This is a genomic window from Nocardiopsis oceanisediminis, from assembly GCF_048595525.1.
In the GTDB taxonomy this organism is placed as follows: Bacteria; Actinomycetota; Actinomycetes; order Streptosporangiales; family Streptosporangiaceae; genus Nocardiopsis_A; species Nocardiopsis_A oceanisediminis.
On the sequence record NZ_JAFMZJ010000001.1, the window covers coordinates 3,425,155 to 3,440,534 of the forward strand.

A 15,380-nucleotide genomic window follows, 5' to 3' on the forward strand; every position below is an offset into this window, starting at 1 on the left:
GGGGCGGTGGCGGGTGGAAGGGGTTCGGGTTGGACGCGGGTTCGGTGGTGCGGCGGTTCGGGTTGGACGCGCAGGCCGCGGAGTGGTTGGAGGCGGCGGCGGGGCTGCCGGCGCTGCCGGGGTGGGGTGCGGGCGAGGTGGCCTCGGTGGGGGAGCGGGGTGCGCGGGAGCTGCTGGCGCCGCTGGGGTTGAGCGGTGCGGATGCGGCGGAGCTGGCGGGGTTGTGGGCGGGGGAGTGGCCGCGGGAGGCGGCGTGGCTGGTGGAGCGGATGGCCGCGCGGGTGGCGGCGGATCTGGGGGCGGCGCTGGAGCCGGCGCCGGTGTGGGTGGCGTGGCCGGGGCTGGCGGGGGTGGAGGACGACCGGGCGCGGTGTGCGGCGCTGTTCGCGTTCGCGGTGTCGGTGCGGGCGTTCGAGGAGTATCAGCGGGGGCGGGGGGTGCCCGGGGAGGTGGTGGCGTCGACGCTGCTGGACGTGGGGCGGCAGGCGGCGGCGAACCGGCGGATGTTCGGGCGGGCGGGGTTGGAGACGGCGGCGTGGGTGGCGCTGCTGTTCCGGTCGGGCTTCTACCAGTTGGGGCGGTTGCAGTTCGAGCCGAACGTGCTGCGGGAGATGGGTGCGGTGCGGTGGTTGTCGGAGGGGGAGCGGCGGGAGGCCGCAGGGGTGGCGGAGCTGGCGGAGGGGGCGCGGGTGCTGCGGCTGCACATTCCGCCGGGCGGGCCGCTGGGGGAGGGGGAGGTGGCCGAGTCGCTGGGGCGGGCGCGGTCGTTCTTCGCGGGGTGGCTGGGGGTGGACTACCCGGTGGCGACGTGCTCGTCGTGGCTGCTGGATCCGCAGTTGGCGGAGTACCTGCCGGAGGGGTCGAACATTCTGGCGTTCCAGCGGATGTTCCGGTTGGTGGAGCGGGGGGCTCCGGGGGATGCGGACGTGTTCCGGTTCGTGCTGGGGATGCCGGAGGTGGATCCGGGGCGGGCGCCGCGGGGGAGCAGGTTGGAGCGGGCCGCGGCCGACCATGTGGCGGCGGGCCGGGAGTGGCGGGTGCGGACCGGGTGGCTGCGGCTGCGGTGAGTCGGCGGGTGGGGGTCAGGCGGTGAGGGCGAGGGCGTCCAGTAGGGCCTGTACCCGTTCGGGGGTGTGCTCGATGACGGGTGCGTATTCGCAGATGCCGATGCCGACGATGTCGTGGTGGCCGTGGAGGGCGCGCAGGGTGTCGGCGAGGACGGGGGCGGCGGGGCCTCCGGGGGTGGGGCAGGCGACGGCGGGCAGGTCGGCGGGGTCGCAGGCGTCGATGTCGAGGTGGATGTAGGCGGGGGTGCGGGGGGCGCGGCCGGTGGTGGCCGAGGCGGGGTCGGCGGCCAGGGCGTCGGGGCCGATGTGGGTGATGCGGTTGGTGCGCACGTAGTCGAGTTCGGCGGGGTCGAAGTCGCGGGTGGCCAGGAGGGTGACGGCGGCGGGCGGGAGGGCCGCGGGGCGGTCGCCGGCCATGCGGGGGTGGCCTTCGCCGAGGAGGGTGCGCAGGGGCATGCCGTGGGCGCGGCCGCTGGGGGAGGTGGCGGGGGTGTTGAGGTCGGCGTGGGCGTCGACCCAGTAGCAGGTCATGCCGGGGTGGCGGGCGGCGAGGTGCTGGACTGCGGCGAGGTCGCTGGTGCAGTCGCCGCCGAGGGTGAGGGTGCGGCGGGGGTCGCGGCGGGTGAGGCGGTCGCGGAGCTGGCGCTGGGTCTCGGCGACGATGTCGAGGTTGAGGATGCCGTCGACGGTGGTGCGGGGTCCGTCGGTGACGGAGATGTGGAGTCTGCTGCCGCCGGTGGGGATGAGCCGGGCGAGGGCGGCGGCGCCGGGGGCGACGCGCATGTCGTCGCCGCCCTGCCAGAGGGGGACCACCAGGTCGACGTCTCGTTGCCACACCATGGCCCAACCTTATAGGCGGGCGGGGTCCGGGTCGCGGGGAAGCGCGGTGTGCCCGGTCGTCCGGCAGCGGCCAGGGGGTGTGTCGGCCCGGGGGCGGGTGCGGGGTGGTCCCGGGGTGTCGTCGGGTTCGGTCCTGGTGCGGCTGTTCTTCGGCGTGGTCGTGTGAAGGGGCGTCGTCTCCGGGGTCCCGGTCTTCGGAGTCGGCGGTCGTGGCGGTGGGGAAGCCGGCCGGTCGTCGGCGGGTCAGGGCCGCCGGGCGTGCGCTCGGTTCGACGGCGGTGACGGCCGGGGCGGGCCCGGTCCGGTTGTAATCGGGCGTTCGCGGCGGGAGCGGTGCGGGGAGGGGCCCGAACGGCTTTACTTTACATAATGCTGATTATCGGCGTTCTGTGCGGAGGTTCGGGGAAGGGGCTGCGGAGCGGTTTTCCGCCGGTGCGTCCTCGTGCTGAGGTGGTGAGGGTGCCGCCGTGCGCCCTTGGGGCGCGGCCGCGACGCCCGGCGGCGGGCCCGCCGTCCGAGCGGTCGGGCTCGGGTTCGCGCCGGGCGGCCGCGGCGGTGCCGCTCGGCGGCCGGGCGCGGTGTCCGCGCGGGCGGATGTTGCGCCTCGGTGTTCGGCCCGTGCGGGCCGGGTGCCCGCCGGTGAGGTCCTGTGGAGGGCTCTGCGGGGCGCCCGGCGGGCTCCGGTGGCCGTGCCGGCCGCCGGAGCGGGTGTTCGCGGGCGCCTTCGTCCGGTGTTGATCGGAGGCTCCGCCCCTGGTGCGGTCCGAGGTGCGCGGGCTCCGTCCGGCGGGCCCCGCCGCGCGGTGTGCGCCCGACCGGACGGGGTGCGGGGCGGGAGGCCGGGTGCGGTCGGCCGGCGGGTGTCCCCTGTCCTGACCGGCGCGGATGGAGGGGCGAGGGGTCTTCACCTCCCCGGTTTTTCATGCATAAAGTGTGTTATGCATGAAATGGGGGCAAATCATGGCGAATCCGGATGAATGGGCGCACCGTTTCCGGGGCGCGCCCCGGTCGTATAGGACGCGCCGCTCCCCGGTTCCGTTGACCGATGCGGAATTCCCTGTAGATGTCCGGCCACAAGCGGTCACAAGCCGCGTGTCCCCCTGCAATCGCGGCTCCGGCGCGCGATGCTCGAAGGGTGTCGAACATGCCCAGTTCCTCCGACGGCCCCGGTGAGACCGCCGTGGAAGCCGCGCGCCCTGTCCCCGAGCCCGAGCCCCCCGCGGGCGGTTCCGCCGGTTCCGCGGAGCGGGCGGCCGAGCGCGCCGGCGGCGGGGACCCGCCCGCGGCGGCCGCGGCCGGGTCCCCCTCCCCCGCCGGGCGGCGGCGCGGGTCCGGGGGCGACCGCCTGGTCGGCATCGACGTCGCGCGGGGCCTGGCGGTGCTGGGCATGTTCGTGGTGCACGTGGGGCTGGGGTGGACCCTGGCCTCGGGCGACAACGCGCTGTACGGGCTGGTGTCGGGGCGTTCGGCGGCGCTGTTCGCGCTGCTGGCGGGCGTCTCGATCGCGCTGCTGTCCGGAGGGCCCTCCCCCAAGGAGGGCAAGGACATGGGGGTGGCGCTGTGGCGGGTGGTGATCCGGGGGCTGATCATGCTGCCGGTGGGCACCCTGCTGACGATGATGGGCACCCCGGTCTCGGTGATCCTGGCCTACTACGCGGTGTTCTTCGTGCTGGCCGCGCCGCTGATGAGCGAGCGGTGGAAGATCGTGGCGGGCACGGCCGCGGTGCTGGGCGTGGTGGGGCCGGTGGTCTCGTTCTACCTGCGGCGGCTGGAGGACGGCGGTCCGCTGGAGCGGCCGGTCCGGGCGATCAACTCGGCCGACCCGCTGGTGGCGTGGTCGGGTGACGGGGTGGTGAACTTCCTGCTGACCGGCGCCTACCCGGCGATCACCTGGATGCCGTTCGTGCTGGCGGGGCTGGCGGTCGGGCGGCTGCAGCTGCGGCGGACGAAGGTGCAGGCGGCGCTGGTGGGCGTGGGCGCGGCCATCGCGGCGGTGGCCTACACCGCCTCGTGGTTCGCGCTGGAGGTGCTGGGCGGCCGGGAGCGGCTGGAGGCGTCGTTCACTCCGGAGGCGGCGGCCGAGCACGGCGGCGCCGGCAGCGTGGCCCAGGCGCTGGACGAGGGGTTCTCGGGGACGGTCCCGGTGAACGACTGGGCGTGGCTGCTGGTGCCGACCGGGCACAGCGGGACGCCGTTCGAGGTGTTCGGGGCCGGCGGTGTGGCGATCGCGGTGCTGGGGCTGTGCCTGCTGGCCTCGCCCTACCTGGGGTGGGCGGTGTACCCGCTGGCGTCGGTGGGGGCGCTGGCGCTGACCACCTATGTGGGGCACATCCTGGTGATCGCGCTGGCGGAGTCGGGGTGGGTGGACGGCACGCCGCTGTCGTTCGTCTCCGACCGGTTGGCGATGACGGTGCTGCTGGGGTCGCTGGTGTTCGCGACGGGGTGGCGGCTGCTGGTGCGGCGGCGGGGTCCGCTGGAGGGGCCGCTGCACTGGGTGTCGATGTGGGCGGCCAAGCGCATCCCCTGAGCGGCCGCCGGGTATGCGGCCGGCCGCGCAAGGCGGTGAAGGCGATGGCCGAAGCCGCCGGTGGGAAAAGCGCGGCCGCCGCGCCGACGGCGTCATCCCCTTCGGCTACCGTGCCGCCATGTGCATCTCCGCCGCCCCCGCCGAGTTCTCCGGGACGACCCTCTACGCCGGCAGGCTCCGCCACCCCGAGCACGGCCTGGTGCACGTGCTCGGCTACCAGAACTCGGCGGTGAACCTCGCGTCCGGGCCCAACGCGATGCTGCTGCACGTCCCGGCGCGCTCCATGGGGCGGCGGAACTTCATCTCCACCGGGCGCCACCAGGACCTGCTGTCCCGGATGGTCGAGGCGGTGACGCCGAGGGCGGTCGGCGCCGTGACCATGGACTGGATGGGCGGGCCGCAGGCCCGGTCCGGGGTGGAGGTGTTCGAGCACGACGTCTACACCGTGCTGCTCACCGGGAACGCCGCGCTGATCCCCGCCGAGCTGCACCGGGTCCCGCCGCACAAGCGCCCGCGGATCGACCCCGGGCTGCTGGAGTTCTACGCCGGGCACTACCCGGAGCACACCTTCGCGGTCTGCTGCTTCGACAACGCCCAGGCCCGGCGGGCCAAGCCGCTGCTGCTCTGGTACGAGCCGCACGACCCCGACCTGCTGACGGCCCCGGCGCTGGACGCGCACACCGGCGGGCCGCCGGCCCTGGACGCGCGGGTCCCCGTGGACCACTGGACGATCTTCGGGACCGACGAGGCGCCGGACGGGTGGGGGCATCCGGTGGACTACCCCGGGACGCTCCGGCAGCGGCTGCGGGCCTTCCTCCCGGCCGAGGTCATCGGGGAGCGGCACACCGGGGGCCTGCCCAACGGCGACTTCGCCCTCTCCCACGCCGACCTGCTCCGCGGCGACCTGGACGCGATCCGCCGCATCGGCCCGACCCGCTGAGCGGCGCGCTGAGCAGCGCCGCGCCGGCGGGCGGTGCGGCACCGCCCGCCGGCCCCGGGGCGGAGGTTCAGGCGGGCGGGCGCGGCGTCCCACGGGGTCGGGGTACAGACCAGCGGCGACGGCCAAGGCAGGGCCAGGGCGGAGGTCCTCGCCCGGGCGCGGCGCCCCGCGGGGTGAGGGTTCAAGCCGGCGGCGACGGCGCAGGCAGGGGCGGGGCGGAGACGGTCGGTCGGGTGCGGCGCCCCGCGGAGCGGAGGCTCAAGCCGGCGGCGAGGCCAGGGGGCGTGCCGGCCAGTCGGTCGGGCGCGGCGCCCCACGGGGCCGAGGTTCAAGCGGGCGGCGAGAGCGGGAGCGGGCCGGGGGCGGCGGATCGCCTGCGGCAGGGCGGTGGGACGGTCGTGGCGGGTGAGGGGGCGGGTTCGCCGTTCCCGCGCCGCCCCGGCGCCAGGGCGGGCCGCCCACTGATCACCGGTACCCCCTGACCTGGGTGAACACGGACAGTGATGGTGGCGGGGGGCGCCCTGCGCACCGCGAGAGCACCCCGCTGATTCCCGGGCACACATCCCGGGCCGGAACGGGCCCCGGCAGGCCCGAACGGCCCCGATCCGGGCGGCGGCCGGGGATCCGTGCCGCCCGGAAGGCCGGAAACGAGGGGCCGGAACCCCTCAGAGGGGCAGCAAGGGGCGGGATGTCGCATTCATCCCCCCAGGAGGCCCCGCTTCCGCCACTCTGAGTCACCGGAGAGGGGGCGGCGGGGCTTCCGGGGGTGCTACTCGCCGGTAGATGTCATCGGGGGTGCCACCGAGATGCGCAGGGCGCCCCCGCCCTGCCCGATCCCCGCCGGCGATCCGGCAAAGCGGACACAACCCCCTCCACCGGCACGGCGGGCCCGAACCCACCACCGGAACACCGCTCCCCCCTTCACCGGGCGCCCGGCGGCGGACCCGTGAACACCGCCCCGCCGCCCGCCTGAACCCCCGCCCCGCGAGACGCCGCACCCGACCGACCGGCCGGCCCCGCCCCCTCTGCCGTCGCTGCCCGCTTGAACCCCGGCCCCGTGGGCCCCGCGCTCGGCCGACGCCTGCACCCCGCTCCTACTTCTGCCGTCGCCGCCTGCTTGGACCCGGGCCCCGTGAGGCGCGGCGACCGACCGGCCGGCCGGTCCCCCTCCTCGCCCTCGCCGCCGGTCTGAACCCCCGCCCCGTGGGGCGCCGCACCCAGGCGAGAACCTCCGCCCTGGCTCTTCCTTCGCCGTCGCTCCGGTCCGGTGCGGGAGGCGCCGGGCCGGCTCTTCTTCTGCGCCGGGGGCGCCCTCTGCTCCGGTTCTCTGCCCCGGGCTTCCTGCGGTGCGCCGCTCCCCCGCCGGGGTCTGCGGCCCCCGGTTGGGCCGAGGGGCAGGGGGGCGGCGCCCCTCCCCCGCCCCCTGTCGGCCGGGGCGGGGGTCGGGGTTTCGAACAGCGGTGGGCCGGGTGTTCGAAAAGGGGGCGGGGCCGGTGTGGCGGGCGGCGGCCGCATCGGGAAGGGTGGGGGCATGAGCGGAGAGCGGGAGCTGGGCGCGGGGGCCGTCGGGGCGGATCGGGCCGTGGAGGAGTACCTGGTGGCGCGGCGGGCGGAGAAGCCGTCGCCGCACACGGTGGCGGCCTACCGGCGGGACCTGCTGGGGGTGCTGGGGTGTGCGGCGCGGGCGGCCGGGTGCGAGCGGTCGGGCCTGGTGCTGGCCGATCTGGACGCGGGGCTGATGCGTCGGGCGTTCGCGGAGTTCGCCGGGGAGCGGGCGCCCTCCAGTGTGGTGCGGGCGTGGTCGACGTGGAACGGGTTCTTCGGGTTCTGGGTCGCGGAGGGGGTGCTGGAGGGCAATCCGATGCAGGCGGTGCGGCGGCCGCGGGCGCGGCCGGGCGGGCCGAAGCCGCTGATGGGCGAGGACACCCCGGAGCGGTTGCTGGAGGCTTTGGCCGCGGGGTGCAGGCGGGCGCGGGATCCGTGGCCGGAGCGGGACATGGCGGTGGTGGCGCTGGCGCTGCTGACGGGGCTGCGGTCGGCGGAGATGCTGGGGCTGCGGGTGGAGTCGCTGAGCGGGCGGCCGGGTGAGCGGCGGCTGCGGGTGGTGGGCAAGGGCGGCCGGGAGCGGTCGCTGCCGATCGAGGCGCCGCTGGAGGCGCTGGTGGGGGCGTATCTGGAGTCGCGGGAGGCGCGGTTCGGGGTGCGGTTGTCGGGGGGTGACGCGCTGCTGGTGGACACGCGGGGGCGTGCGCTGCGGCGGGGCGGGCTGCAGTACCTGGTGCAGCAGTGCTACAAGCATGCGGGGGTGGGCGACCGGGTGGCGCGGGGGTCGCTGGTGCACGCGCTGCGGCACACGTTCGCGACGCGGTTGGCGGAGGACGGGGCGTCGGTCACCGAGATCATGCGGTTGCTGGGGCATTCGTCGATCACGTCGTCGCAGTCCTATATCGATGTGACGGCGTCGGCGCAGCGGGAGGCGGCGCGGTCGAACCGGACCTATGGGGTGCTGCGCCGGCTGGCGGGCGGGGAGGGGGCGCGGGAGGCCGCGGCGGGTTGAGGCCGGGGCGGACTAGGGTTGCGGCGTGTCCTTTGAGATTTCGACGGTGAACGTGAACGGGTTGCGGGCCGCGGCGCGCAAGGGGTTCGTGGAGTGGTTGGGCTCGTGCGGGGCCGATGCGGTGTGCCTGCAGGAGGTGCGGGCCGAGGCGGGGCAGCTGCCGGCGGAGGCGGGGGCGCCGCGGGGGTGGCATGTGGTGCTGGTGCCGTCGTCGGTGAAGGGCCGGTCGGGGGTGGCGGTGTATTCGCGTGCGGAGCCCGATGCGGTGCGGACCGGGTTCGGGGTGGAGGAGTTCGACGCCTCGGGGCGGTATGTGGAGGTGGATCTGGGGGCGGTGTCGGTGGGGAGCCTGTACCTGCCCTCGGGTGAGGTGGGTACGGAGCGCCAGGCGGAGAAGGAGCGGTTCATGGCCGGGTTCCTGCCGTATCTGGAGCGGCGGCGCGCCGAGGTGGAGGGGGCGGGGCGCGAGCTGGTGGTGTGCGGGGACTGGAACATCGCGCACCGGGAGGCGGATCTGAAGAACTGGCGGGGCAACCGGAGGAGTTCGGGGTTCCTGCCGGAGGAGCGGGCGTGGCTGTCCCGGGTGTTCGGCGAGGTCGGGCTGGTGGACGTGGTGCGGGCTCTGCATCCGGGGGTCGAGGGGCCGTATTCGTGGTGGTCCTATCGGGGGCGGGCCTTTGACAACGATTCGGGGTGGCGGATCGACTACCAGGTGGCGACGCCGGGGTTGGCGGCGCGGGCGCGGGAGGCGCGGGTGGAGCGGGCCGCTTCGCATGGTCTGCGGTGGTCCGACCATGCGCCGGTGTCGGTGGTGTACGGGGCGTCGTGATGGGTCGGGTCGTGGGTGTGGAGGGTCGGGAGCCGTTGATGGGTGTCGGCGTCGTTCTGGTGCACGGGCTTCGGGTGTCGTCGTCGATGTGGCGCCCGCAGGTGGAGGCGTTGCGGGAGGAGGGCCGCCGGGTGGCGGCGCCGGATCTGCCGGGGCACGGGTCGCGGCGGGGTGAGCCGTTCACGCTGGGGTCGGCGGTGGACGCGGTGCTGGAGGCGGTGGACGGGGTGGGGGGCCGTGCGCTGCTGGTGGGGTTGAGTCTGGGGGGTTTCGTGTCGATCGCGGCGGCGGCCGCGGGGCCGGCGCGGGTGCGGGGGCTGGTGGCGGCGAGCTGCACGGCGCGGCCGGCGCAGGCGCTGGCGCAGGTGTACCGGATTCCGGCGGCGCTGCTGGAGGTGCTGCCGGACAAGGGGGCGTCGGTGAACGAGCGTTTCCACCGGTTGCGGCTGCCGGGTGAGGGTGCGGAGGCGGTGCTGGGCGGGGGTCTGGCGATGGAGGCGGCGCGGTCGGTGATCGATGAGATCGCGGACATGGACGTGCTGGGGCCTCTGGGGTCCTATCCGGGTCCGGTGTGGTTGGTGAACGGGGCGCGGGACCATTTCCGGATCCATGAGAAGCGGTTCTTGGACGCGTGTGCGGAGGGGCGGTTGGTGAATGTTCCGCGGGCGGGGCACATGGTGAGTCTGGATCAGCCGGAGAGTTTCACCCGGTTGGTGGCGGATGCGGCTGATGTGGTGGAGATGCGGGAGCTGCGTGCGGCGCGGGGCGGGGGCCCGGTGCGGGGTGCGGCGGTGGAGGGGCCTGCCGGGGGGTGATCCGCCGCGGGGGGCGGGGCGGAGGGGCGGGGTGCCCCTCCGCTCTTTTTCATGTGCGGGGGCGGTCGGTGGACAGGGCGGACATGAGGATGGCGTCGTGGTGGCGGCCGTCCCAGTAGAGGTGGTCGCGGAGGCGGCCTTCCTCGGTGAAGCCGCATGCGGCGTAGGTGCGGCGTGCTCGGGTGTTGAATTCGTAGACCTGCAGGTCGATGCGGTGCAGTCCGGTGGTGTCGAAGGCGTGGTCGAGGACGAGGCGGGTGGTCTGGGTGCCGATGCCGCGGCCCAGGCGGGCGGTGTCGTAGAGGGCGATGCGGTAGGTGGCGCGGGCGTCGGGGGCGGAGAGGTCGATGAGGGCGCAGTCGCCGATGAGGCGCCGGGTGCGGGGGTCGCAGACGGCCCAGTCGGCGCGGTCGTGGTGGTGGGGGCGGGTGGAGGCCCAGTCGAGGGCGGCGCGGCGGGTGAAGCGGGTGTGGGTGCCGGTGAGGCGGCGGACGTCGGGGTGCAGGCGGGTGAGGTGGTCGGCGAGTGCGTCGGCGTGGGCGGGGCCGAGGGGTTCGAGGCGGGTGAGGTCGCCGGTGAGGACGGGCTGGGTGCGGAAGGCGTCGGGGGCGATGGGTGGCATGGGGGTAGCAGAGCAGGGGCGGGGGGTGGGGGGCAAAGGGTTATCGGGCGGGGTGTTCACCGTGTGTTCGGCTGATCGGTGGGCGCGGCGGGCGCGGGGTCGCTACGTTCGGTGATGGGTTCGCTCTGGTGGGTCGGCTCGGCCGGGGCGGGCGGTGTCGGTGTGCGGGGCCGTGGAGGAGGGGCGGTCGTGGGTGCGTGCGAGGAGTTGGTGGCGGTGCTGGAGGAGCCGGGGCGGGTGAGCGATGCCCATGCTTTTCTGGCGTTGCGGCCTCTGTGGCGGGAGGGGCGGTTGGAGCGGCCGGGCGGGCGGTCGCGGCAGCACATTCTGCTGGCGCGGGAGCTGCTGTGCTCGGCGGCGCGGGGCGGGGAGCTGAGTGAGGAGGACGCGGAGCGGGCGCTGGGGGTGCTGTGCGGGGGTGAGGGGTGATCCCGCCGCCGGGGCGGGGTGATGTGGGTCATATTTCGTGCGGTGTGGTGGCGGGGGGCGACCCGGTGGCCGGGCGGCGGGGTGCGGGGGCGTAGCCTCGGTGGTCGTGACCTCGCAGGATGGGGCCCCCGTGGAGGGGCGCGACGAAGACAGGGCGGGCTCGGGCCCGCGGTTGGCGCATACGCTGCGCCGGCGCCACATGGCGATGATCGCGATCGGCGGTTCGGTGGGTGCCGGGCTGTTCATCGGGTCGGGTGCGGTGATCAACGCCGCGGGCCCGGCGGCGGTGGTGTCGTATGCGGTGGCCGGGGCGCTGGTGCTGCTGACGCTGCGCGCGCTGGGCGAGATGGTGGTGGCGCGGCCGGCGTCGGGTTCGTTCTCCGACTATGCGCGGCTGGCCTTGGGGCCGCGCGCGGGTTTCTCCATCGGGTGGCTGTACTGGTGGATGTATGCGGTGCTGGTGGCGGCCGAGGCGGTGGCCGGGGCGGCGATGCTGGCGGAGTGGACGGGCCTGGACGGGTGGGTGCTGTCGCTGGGGCTGCTGGTGGTGATGACGGCGGCGAACCTGGTGTCGGTGCGGGTGTTCGGTGAGACCGAGTCGCTGTTCTCGCTGGTGAAGGTCGCCACGATCGTGGGTTTCCTGGTGCTGGGCGGGTTGTACGCGCTGGGGTTGTGGCCGGGCGGCGAGGGGGTGACGCTGTCCAACCTGTGGGAGCACGGGGGTTTCGCGCCCAATGGGTGGGCGGCGGTGCTGGCCGCCGTGGTGGTGGTGCTGTTCTCCTTCGGCGGTGTGGAGATCGTGACGATCGCCGCGGGTGAGAGCGATGAGCCGGAGCAGGGGGTGGCCCGGGCCACGACCAACGTGCTGTGGCGGATCGGGCTGTTCTACATCGCCTCGATCCTGGTGGTGGTGGCGGTGGTGCCGTGGAACACCGCCCAGCTGCTGAAGAGCCCGTTCGTGTCGGTGATGGAGGCGGTGGGGGTCCCGGCGGCGCCGCTGATCATGGAGGTGGTGGTGTTCATCGCGGTGCTGAGCGTGCTGAACGCGGCGATGTACACCTCTTCGCGGATGCTGCACGTGCTGACCCGGCAGGGGGATGCGCCGCGGGCGCTGTCGAAGGTGAACCGGCGGGGGGTGCCCTCCCGGGCGATCCTGCTGGGCACGGCGGTGGGGTATGCGTCGGTGGTGGGGAACTACCTGTGGCCGGACACGGTGTTCGCGTTCCTGGTGGCCTCGATCGGGGCGATCCTGCTGGTGCTGTTCCTGACGATCGTGGCGTCCCAGCTGGTGCTGGGGCGGCGGCTGCGGCGGGAGGAGCCCGAGGCGCTGCGGTTCCGGATGTGGGGGTTCCCCTACCTGTCGTGGGTGACGCTGGCGGGGCTGGGGGCGGTGCTGGTGGCGATGGCGGTGCTGCCGGACCAGCGTCCGCCGCTGGCGGCGACGCTGGGCGCGGTGGCGGTGGTGCTGGTCGCCTTCGAGCTGCGGCGCCGGTTCGGGCGGACGCCGGTGAGTTCGGAGCCGCTGTACACCCGTGCCGACGGGCGCGAGGCCGGTTCCGGCGGGGGGTAGCCGCCGGCGGAGGGTGGGCGCGGGCCCTGCACCCCGGGTGGGTGCGGGGCCCGCGGTGCGCCGTGCCGGGGTTCAGGTGCGGGCCGGGTCGGGGGTGGCGGCGGGCGGGCGGGGTGCTTCGGGGACGGCGCGCTGGGCGATGAAGGCGCCGGCGGTGACGATGGCCGCGCCGAGGGTCTGGACGGGGGTGAGGGCTTCGCCCAGCAGCAGCCAGGCGAGGACGATGGCGGTGACGACCTCCAGGTAGGCGACGGCGCCGGCGACGGTGGGCGACAGGCGGCGGATCGCGGCGACGCCGGTGGCGTAGGCCAGGGCGGTGGCGATGAGGGCCAGCCAGGCGGTGGGCAGCAGGGCGGGCAGGTGCGCGCCGGCGAGTTCGACGGGGCCGGCCAGGGTGTGCCAGGGCAGGTTCCAGGGGGCGGCCAGCGGGGTGAGCAGCGCGGTGGCGATGAGGGCGCCGTAGGAGATGACGGCCATCGGGTCGACGTCGTCGGAGGCGGCGTCGGAGAGCAGGAAGTAGCCGGCCTGGCAGGCGGCGGCGCCCAGGGCGAGGGCGAGGCCGAGGGGGTCCAGGCGGATGCCGGCCCCTACTTCGACGAGGAGGGCCAGGCCGGTGATGGCGAGCAGGACGCCCCAGGCGGCGGAGCGGGCGATGCGCCGGCGGCGGGCCAGGCGGATCCAGGCCAGGACGAGGACGGGGCCGAGGAATTCGATGAGCAGGGCGATGCCGACGGGGATGCGGGAGATCGCGGCGAAGTAGAAGGCCTGGACGCCGGCCATGGGGAACACGCCGTAGGCCAGGAGGAGGGCGGGGCGGGTGTGCAGGGCGGCGCGGTGGCGCACGGCCAGGGGCAGCAGGAGGAGGGCGGCTCCGGCCACGCGCAGCCAGGTGACGTGGAGCGGGTCGACGCCGGCGTCGATGAGGGGGCGGGCGGCGATGCCGGAGCCGCCGAAGGCCAGTGCGGAGGCCAGGGCGTAGCCCAGTCCGGTGGCGCGGTCGCGGGGGGCGGCGGGGGTCATGCCGCCGTCCGGCGGGCCGATGATGGGACGGGTCGCATGCGGGCGAGCCTACCGGTGGGCGGTGTCGGGGGCGGTGGTTAGGGTCGGTGGCATGGTGCGCGGGGCGGGCGGTGTCGGTGGGCCGGGCGGGGATCCGGCCGAGGTGGGGTTCTACGAGGGTCTGGCGCGGGTGCGGGGTGCGGCCACGGCGCTGCTGCGGGAGGAGGGGTCGGGGCGGGTGCTGGTGGTGGATCCGACCTATAAGCCGCGGTGGTCGGTGCCGGGCGGTGCGGTGGAGGAGGGCGAGTCGCCGCTGGCGGCGTGCCGGCGGGAGTGCGTCGAGGAGCTGGGTCTGGTGCCGCGGCTGCGCGGCCTGGTGGCGGTGGACTGGGTGTCGGGGGGTTTCTTCCCCAATGGGCGGCCGGCGCTGGTGCACGTGTTCGCGGGGCCGCTGTCGGCGGCGGAGGCGGCGGGGCTGCGCCCGGACGGGGTGGAGCTGTCGGCGGCGCGGCTGGTCGGTCCGGAGGAGCTGGAGGGGCTGCTGCCGGAGCTGCTGGCGCGCCGGATCGGGTGGGCGGTGCGCGCCGATGACGAGGGGCGGGTGGCCTATCTGGAGGACGGCCGCCCGGTGGAGTGGGAGGGGTGACCGGCGGGAGGCGGGGTTCTCGGTTGCTGCGGTCCGCCGGCGCCGGGGTTGCTGCCGGGCCGATCATCATGGCGCCGCCGGCGGCGCTCGGGGGCGCGGGCGAAGCGTGTCCGTGCGGTTCCCGCGGTGGGCGCCCCGGCGGTGCCGCAGGTGAGTGCGGTGGCGGAGTGGATCGGTGCGAGGAGGGCGGGCCGCGGCGGGAGCGCGCCGCTCTGGCGGTCGGCGAACTGAGGGGGCACCGCGGCGAAGGACGCGGTCGTTTTCGGGTCCGAGACGCCGGCGAGGGGTCCTTCGCCGGGCGGCCGCGGCGGGGCCGCTCGGCGGCCGGGCGCGGTGTCCGCGCGGGCGGGGTGGGCCGCGCCGGCCGGTCTGATCGCGGTGGAGAGCGCCGGGCCCTCTGCGGCGATGGCGCCCAGGGCGGCCGGCGATCGCGGGGAGCGTCCCGAGGGAGTCGCCCGGGGCGCTGAGGAGGCCGCCGCGCCGCCCGAGCGAGGGCGCTCGGTCCGGGGAGGGCGGTCGCGGCGAGGGCGCAGGGCTCGTGGGCGGGCGCCTGAAGCCTCGTCCTGAGCTTGTTCTTCTCGGGGCGGCCGGGGCATCGGGGCGGCCGAGCCCGGCGCGGGTGCGGCGGGGCCTTCGCGACCCCCGCGCGGAGGCGGCCCGTCCCGCCGGCGCGCCCCTGCCTCTCGCGTTGGTCTTGGAGTTGCGGGCCTAGCAGGGCGCCCTGATGGGCCCGCGACTCCGAGACCAACGGGGAAGGGGCACCGCCGGCGGGAGCGGCCGGCCGCGCACCCGACGGTCTCTGAGCGGTGCGGTCCGGGCCTCTCCCCCGCCTTCGTCCGCCTTGTGCGGAGGCGGGCGGGGCCCTTTCCCGGTGGCCGGGGAGGGGGCGGGGCAGGCGCGGTCAGGCGGTGGTGGGGCCGGGAGGGCCGGGGTCGAAGAGGCGCAGGTAGTGCTCTTTTTCGAACATGCGGGCGGTGTCGGTGGCCGAGGGGGTGCCGGCGCGGGGGTCGGCGCCGTGGCGGAGGAGGGTTTCGACGACGGCGTCCTCGCCTTTGAAGACCGCGCCGGCCAGGGGGGTCTGGCCGCGGTCGTTGGGGCGGTCGGGGTCGGCGCCGCGGGTGCACAGGGCCTCGACGGTGTCGGCGTGGCCGTGGTAGGCGGCGAGCATGACGAGGGTGTCGCCCTTGTCGTTGGTGAGGTCGGCCGGGACGCCGGCGGCGAGGTAGGCGCCCAGGGACTCGGTGTCGCCGCGGCGGGCGAGGTCGAAGATCCTGGTGGCCAGGTCGATGACGCCGGGGTCGTCGGCGGGGTCGCCCGGGGGCGGTTCTGTGGGGCTCACGGGGCCGAGCCTAGGGGGCGGGGCGGGTCCGGTGGCGCAGGGTGACGGGTTCGGGAGGTTCCGGGCCGGGGTTTCCGGGTGTGCCGCGGCGGGTGCGCGGGGGCGGGTCGCGGTGTGCGGGCGTCCGGGCACGCTGGGCTCCGGTCACCCAGTGTGCCCGAGATGCCCATATCGGCGGAGTTGTCGCTATGGTGCTCTCT

General features: G+C 75.8%; 13 protein-coding genes. 9 read left to right on the forward strand and 4 right to left on the reverse strand.

What is annotated here, in order from left to right; all coding sequences use genetic code 11:
- Window positions 1-29: 29 nt before the first annotated feature.
- Complete coding sequence (locus J0910_RS15125; RefSeq protein WP_420159146.1) at window positions 30-1,067, forward strand: acyltransferase domain-containing protein; 1,038 nt, start codon at window positions 30-32, stop codon at window positions 1,065-1,067.
- A gap of 15 nt (window positions 1,068-1,082) precedes the next feature.
- Here J0910_RS15125 and J0910_RS15130 read toward each other — a convergent pair whose 3' ends face one another.
- Window positions 1,083-1,907, reverse strand: coding sequence for an arginase family protein (locus J0910_RS15130; RefSeq protein ID WP_420159147.1), 825 nt, complete (start codon window positions 1,905-1,907; stop codon window positions 1,083-1,085).
- 1,144 nt (window positions 1,908-3,051) lie between these two features.
- Here J0910_RS15130 and J0910_RS15135 point away from each other — a divergent pair.
- From J0910_RS15135 to J0910_RS15155, 5 genes are all read left to right on the forward strand, one after another.
- Window positions 3,052-4,434 carry a heparan-alpha-glucosaminide N-acetyltransferase domain-containing protein gene (locus tag J0910_RS15135; RefSeq protein ID WP_420159148.1) on the forward strand — a complete coding sequence of 461 codons (1,383 nt, stop codon included), beginning with the start codon at window positions 3,052-3,054 and terminating at the stop codon, window positions 4,432-4,434.
- A 118-nt stretch (window positions 4,435-4,552) separates the two neighbouring features.
- Window positions 4,553-5,374 carry a hypothetical protein gene (locus J0910_RS15140; protein ID WP_420159149.1) on the forward strand — a complete coding sequence of 274 codons (822 nt, stop codon included), beginning with the start codon at window positions 4,553-4,555 and terminating at the stop codon, window positions 5,372-5,374.
- Between the two features lie 1,531 nt (window positions 5,375-6,905).
- Window positions 6,906-7,931, forward strand: a complete 1,026-nt coding sequence (locus tag J0910_RS15145; RefSeq protein ID WP_420159150.1) for a tyrosine-type recombinase/integrase — start codon at window positions 6,906-6,908, stop codon at window positions 7,929-7,931.
- A gap of 25 nt (window positions 7,932-7,956) precedes the next feature.
- A complete protein-coding gene (locus J0910_RS15150; protein ID WP_420159151.1) occupies window positions 7,957-8,760 on the forward strand; it encodes an exodeoxyribonuclease III in 804 nt (267 codons plus the stop codon).
- A 38-nt stretch (window positions 8,761-8,798) separates the two neighbouring features.
- On the forward strand, window positions 8,799-9,575 hold the full coding sequence (locus J0910_RS15155) for an alpha/beta fold hydrolase (RefSeq protein ID WP_420159152.1): 777 nt from the start codon (window positions 8,799-8,801) through the stop codon (window positions 9,573-9,575).
- Window positions 9,576-9,624: 49 nt separating this feature from the next.
- On the opposite strand, the gene J0910_RS15160 is transcribed toward J0910_RS15155, so the two are convergent.
- Window positions 9,625-10,197, reverse strand: coding sequence for a GNAT family N-acetyltransferase (locus J0910_RS15160; protein ID WP_420159153.1), 573 nt, complete (start codon window positions 10,195-10,197; stop codon window positions 9,625-9,627).
- 189 nt (window positions 10,198-10,386) lie between these two features.
- Here J0910_RS15160 and J0910_RS15165 point away from each other — a divergent pair, with 189 nt between their 5' ends.
- Window positions 10,387-10,626, forward strand: a complete 240-nt coding sequence (locus tag J0910_RS15165) for a hypothetical protein (protein WP_420159154.1) — start codon at window positions 10,387-10,389, stop codon at window positions 10,624-10,626.
- Between the two features lie 199 nt (window positions 10,627-10,825).
- Window positions 10,826-12,196, forward strand: a complete 1,371-nt coding sequence (locus J0910_RS15170; RefSeq protein WP_420159155.1) for an amino acid permease — start codon at window positions 10,826-10,828, stop codon at window positions 12,194-12,196.
- Window positions 12,197-12,268: 72 nt separating this feature from the next.
- Here the strand turns inward: J0910_RS15170 and J0910_RS15175 are convergent, their stop codons facing one another.
- Window positions 12,269-13,216, reverse strand: coding sequence for an EamA family transporter (locus tag J0910_RS15175; protein WP_420159156.1), 948 nt, complete (start codon window positions 13,214-13,216; stop codon window positions 12,269-12,271).
- 91 nt (window positions 13,217-13,307) lie between these two features.
- Here J0910_RS15175 and J0910_RS15180 point away from each other — a divergent pair, with 91 nt between their 5' ends.
- Entirely contained in the window at window positions 13,308-13,841 is a 534-nt protein-coding gene (locus tag J0910_RS15180; RefSeq protein ID WP_420159157.1) for an NUDIX domain-containing protein, read from the forward strand.
- Between the two features lie 901 nt (window positions 13,842-14,742).
- Here the strand turns inward: J0910_RS15180 and J0910_RS15185 are convergent.
- Window positions 14,743-15,180, reverse strand: a complete 438-nt coding sequence (locus J0910_RS15185) for an ankyrin repeat domain-containing protein (RefSeq protein ID WP_420159158.1) — start codon at window positions 15,178-15,180, stop codon at window positions 14,743-14,745.
- Window positions 15,181-15,380: the final 200 nt, after the last annotated feature.

Coding starts and splice junctions, on each gene's coding strand:
- J0910_RS15130 (WP_420159147.1), bottom strand. CDS start 1,907: ATGGTGTGGCAACGAGACGTCGACCTGGTGGTCCCCCTCTGGCAGGGC.
- J0910_RS15135 (WP_420159148.1), top strand. CDS start 3,052: ATGCCCAGTTCCTCCGACGGCCCCGGTGAGACCGCCGTGGAAGCCGCG.
- J0910_RS15140 (WP_420159149.1), top strand. CDS start 4,553: ATGTGCATCTCCGCCGCCCCCGCCGAGTTCTCCGGGACGACCCTCTAC.
- J0910_RS15145 (WP_420159150.1), top strand. CDS start 6,906: ATGAGCGGAGAGCGGGAGCTGGGCGCGGGGGCCGTCGGGGCGGATCGG.
- J0910_RS15155 (WP_420159152.1), top strand. CDS start 8,799: ATGGGTGTCGGCGTCGTTCTGGTGCACGGGCTTCGGGTGTCGTCGTCG.
- J0910_RS15160 (WP_420159153.1), bottom strand. CDS start 10,197: ATGCCACCCATCGCCCCCGACGCCTTCCGCACCCAGCCCGTCCTCACC.
- J0910_RS15170 (WP_420159155.1), top strand. CDS start 10,826: ATGGCGATGATCGCGATCGGCGGTTCGGTGGGTGCCGGGCTGTTCATC.
- J0910_RS15175 (WP_420159156.1), bottom strand. CDS start 13,216: ATGACCCCCGCCGCCCCCCGCGACCGCGCCACCGGACTGGGCTACGCC.
- J0910_RS15180 (WP_420159157.1), top strand. CDS start 13,308: ATGGTGCGCGGGGCGGGCGGTGTCGGTGGGCCGGGCGGGGATCCGGCC.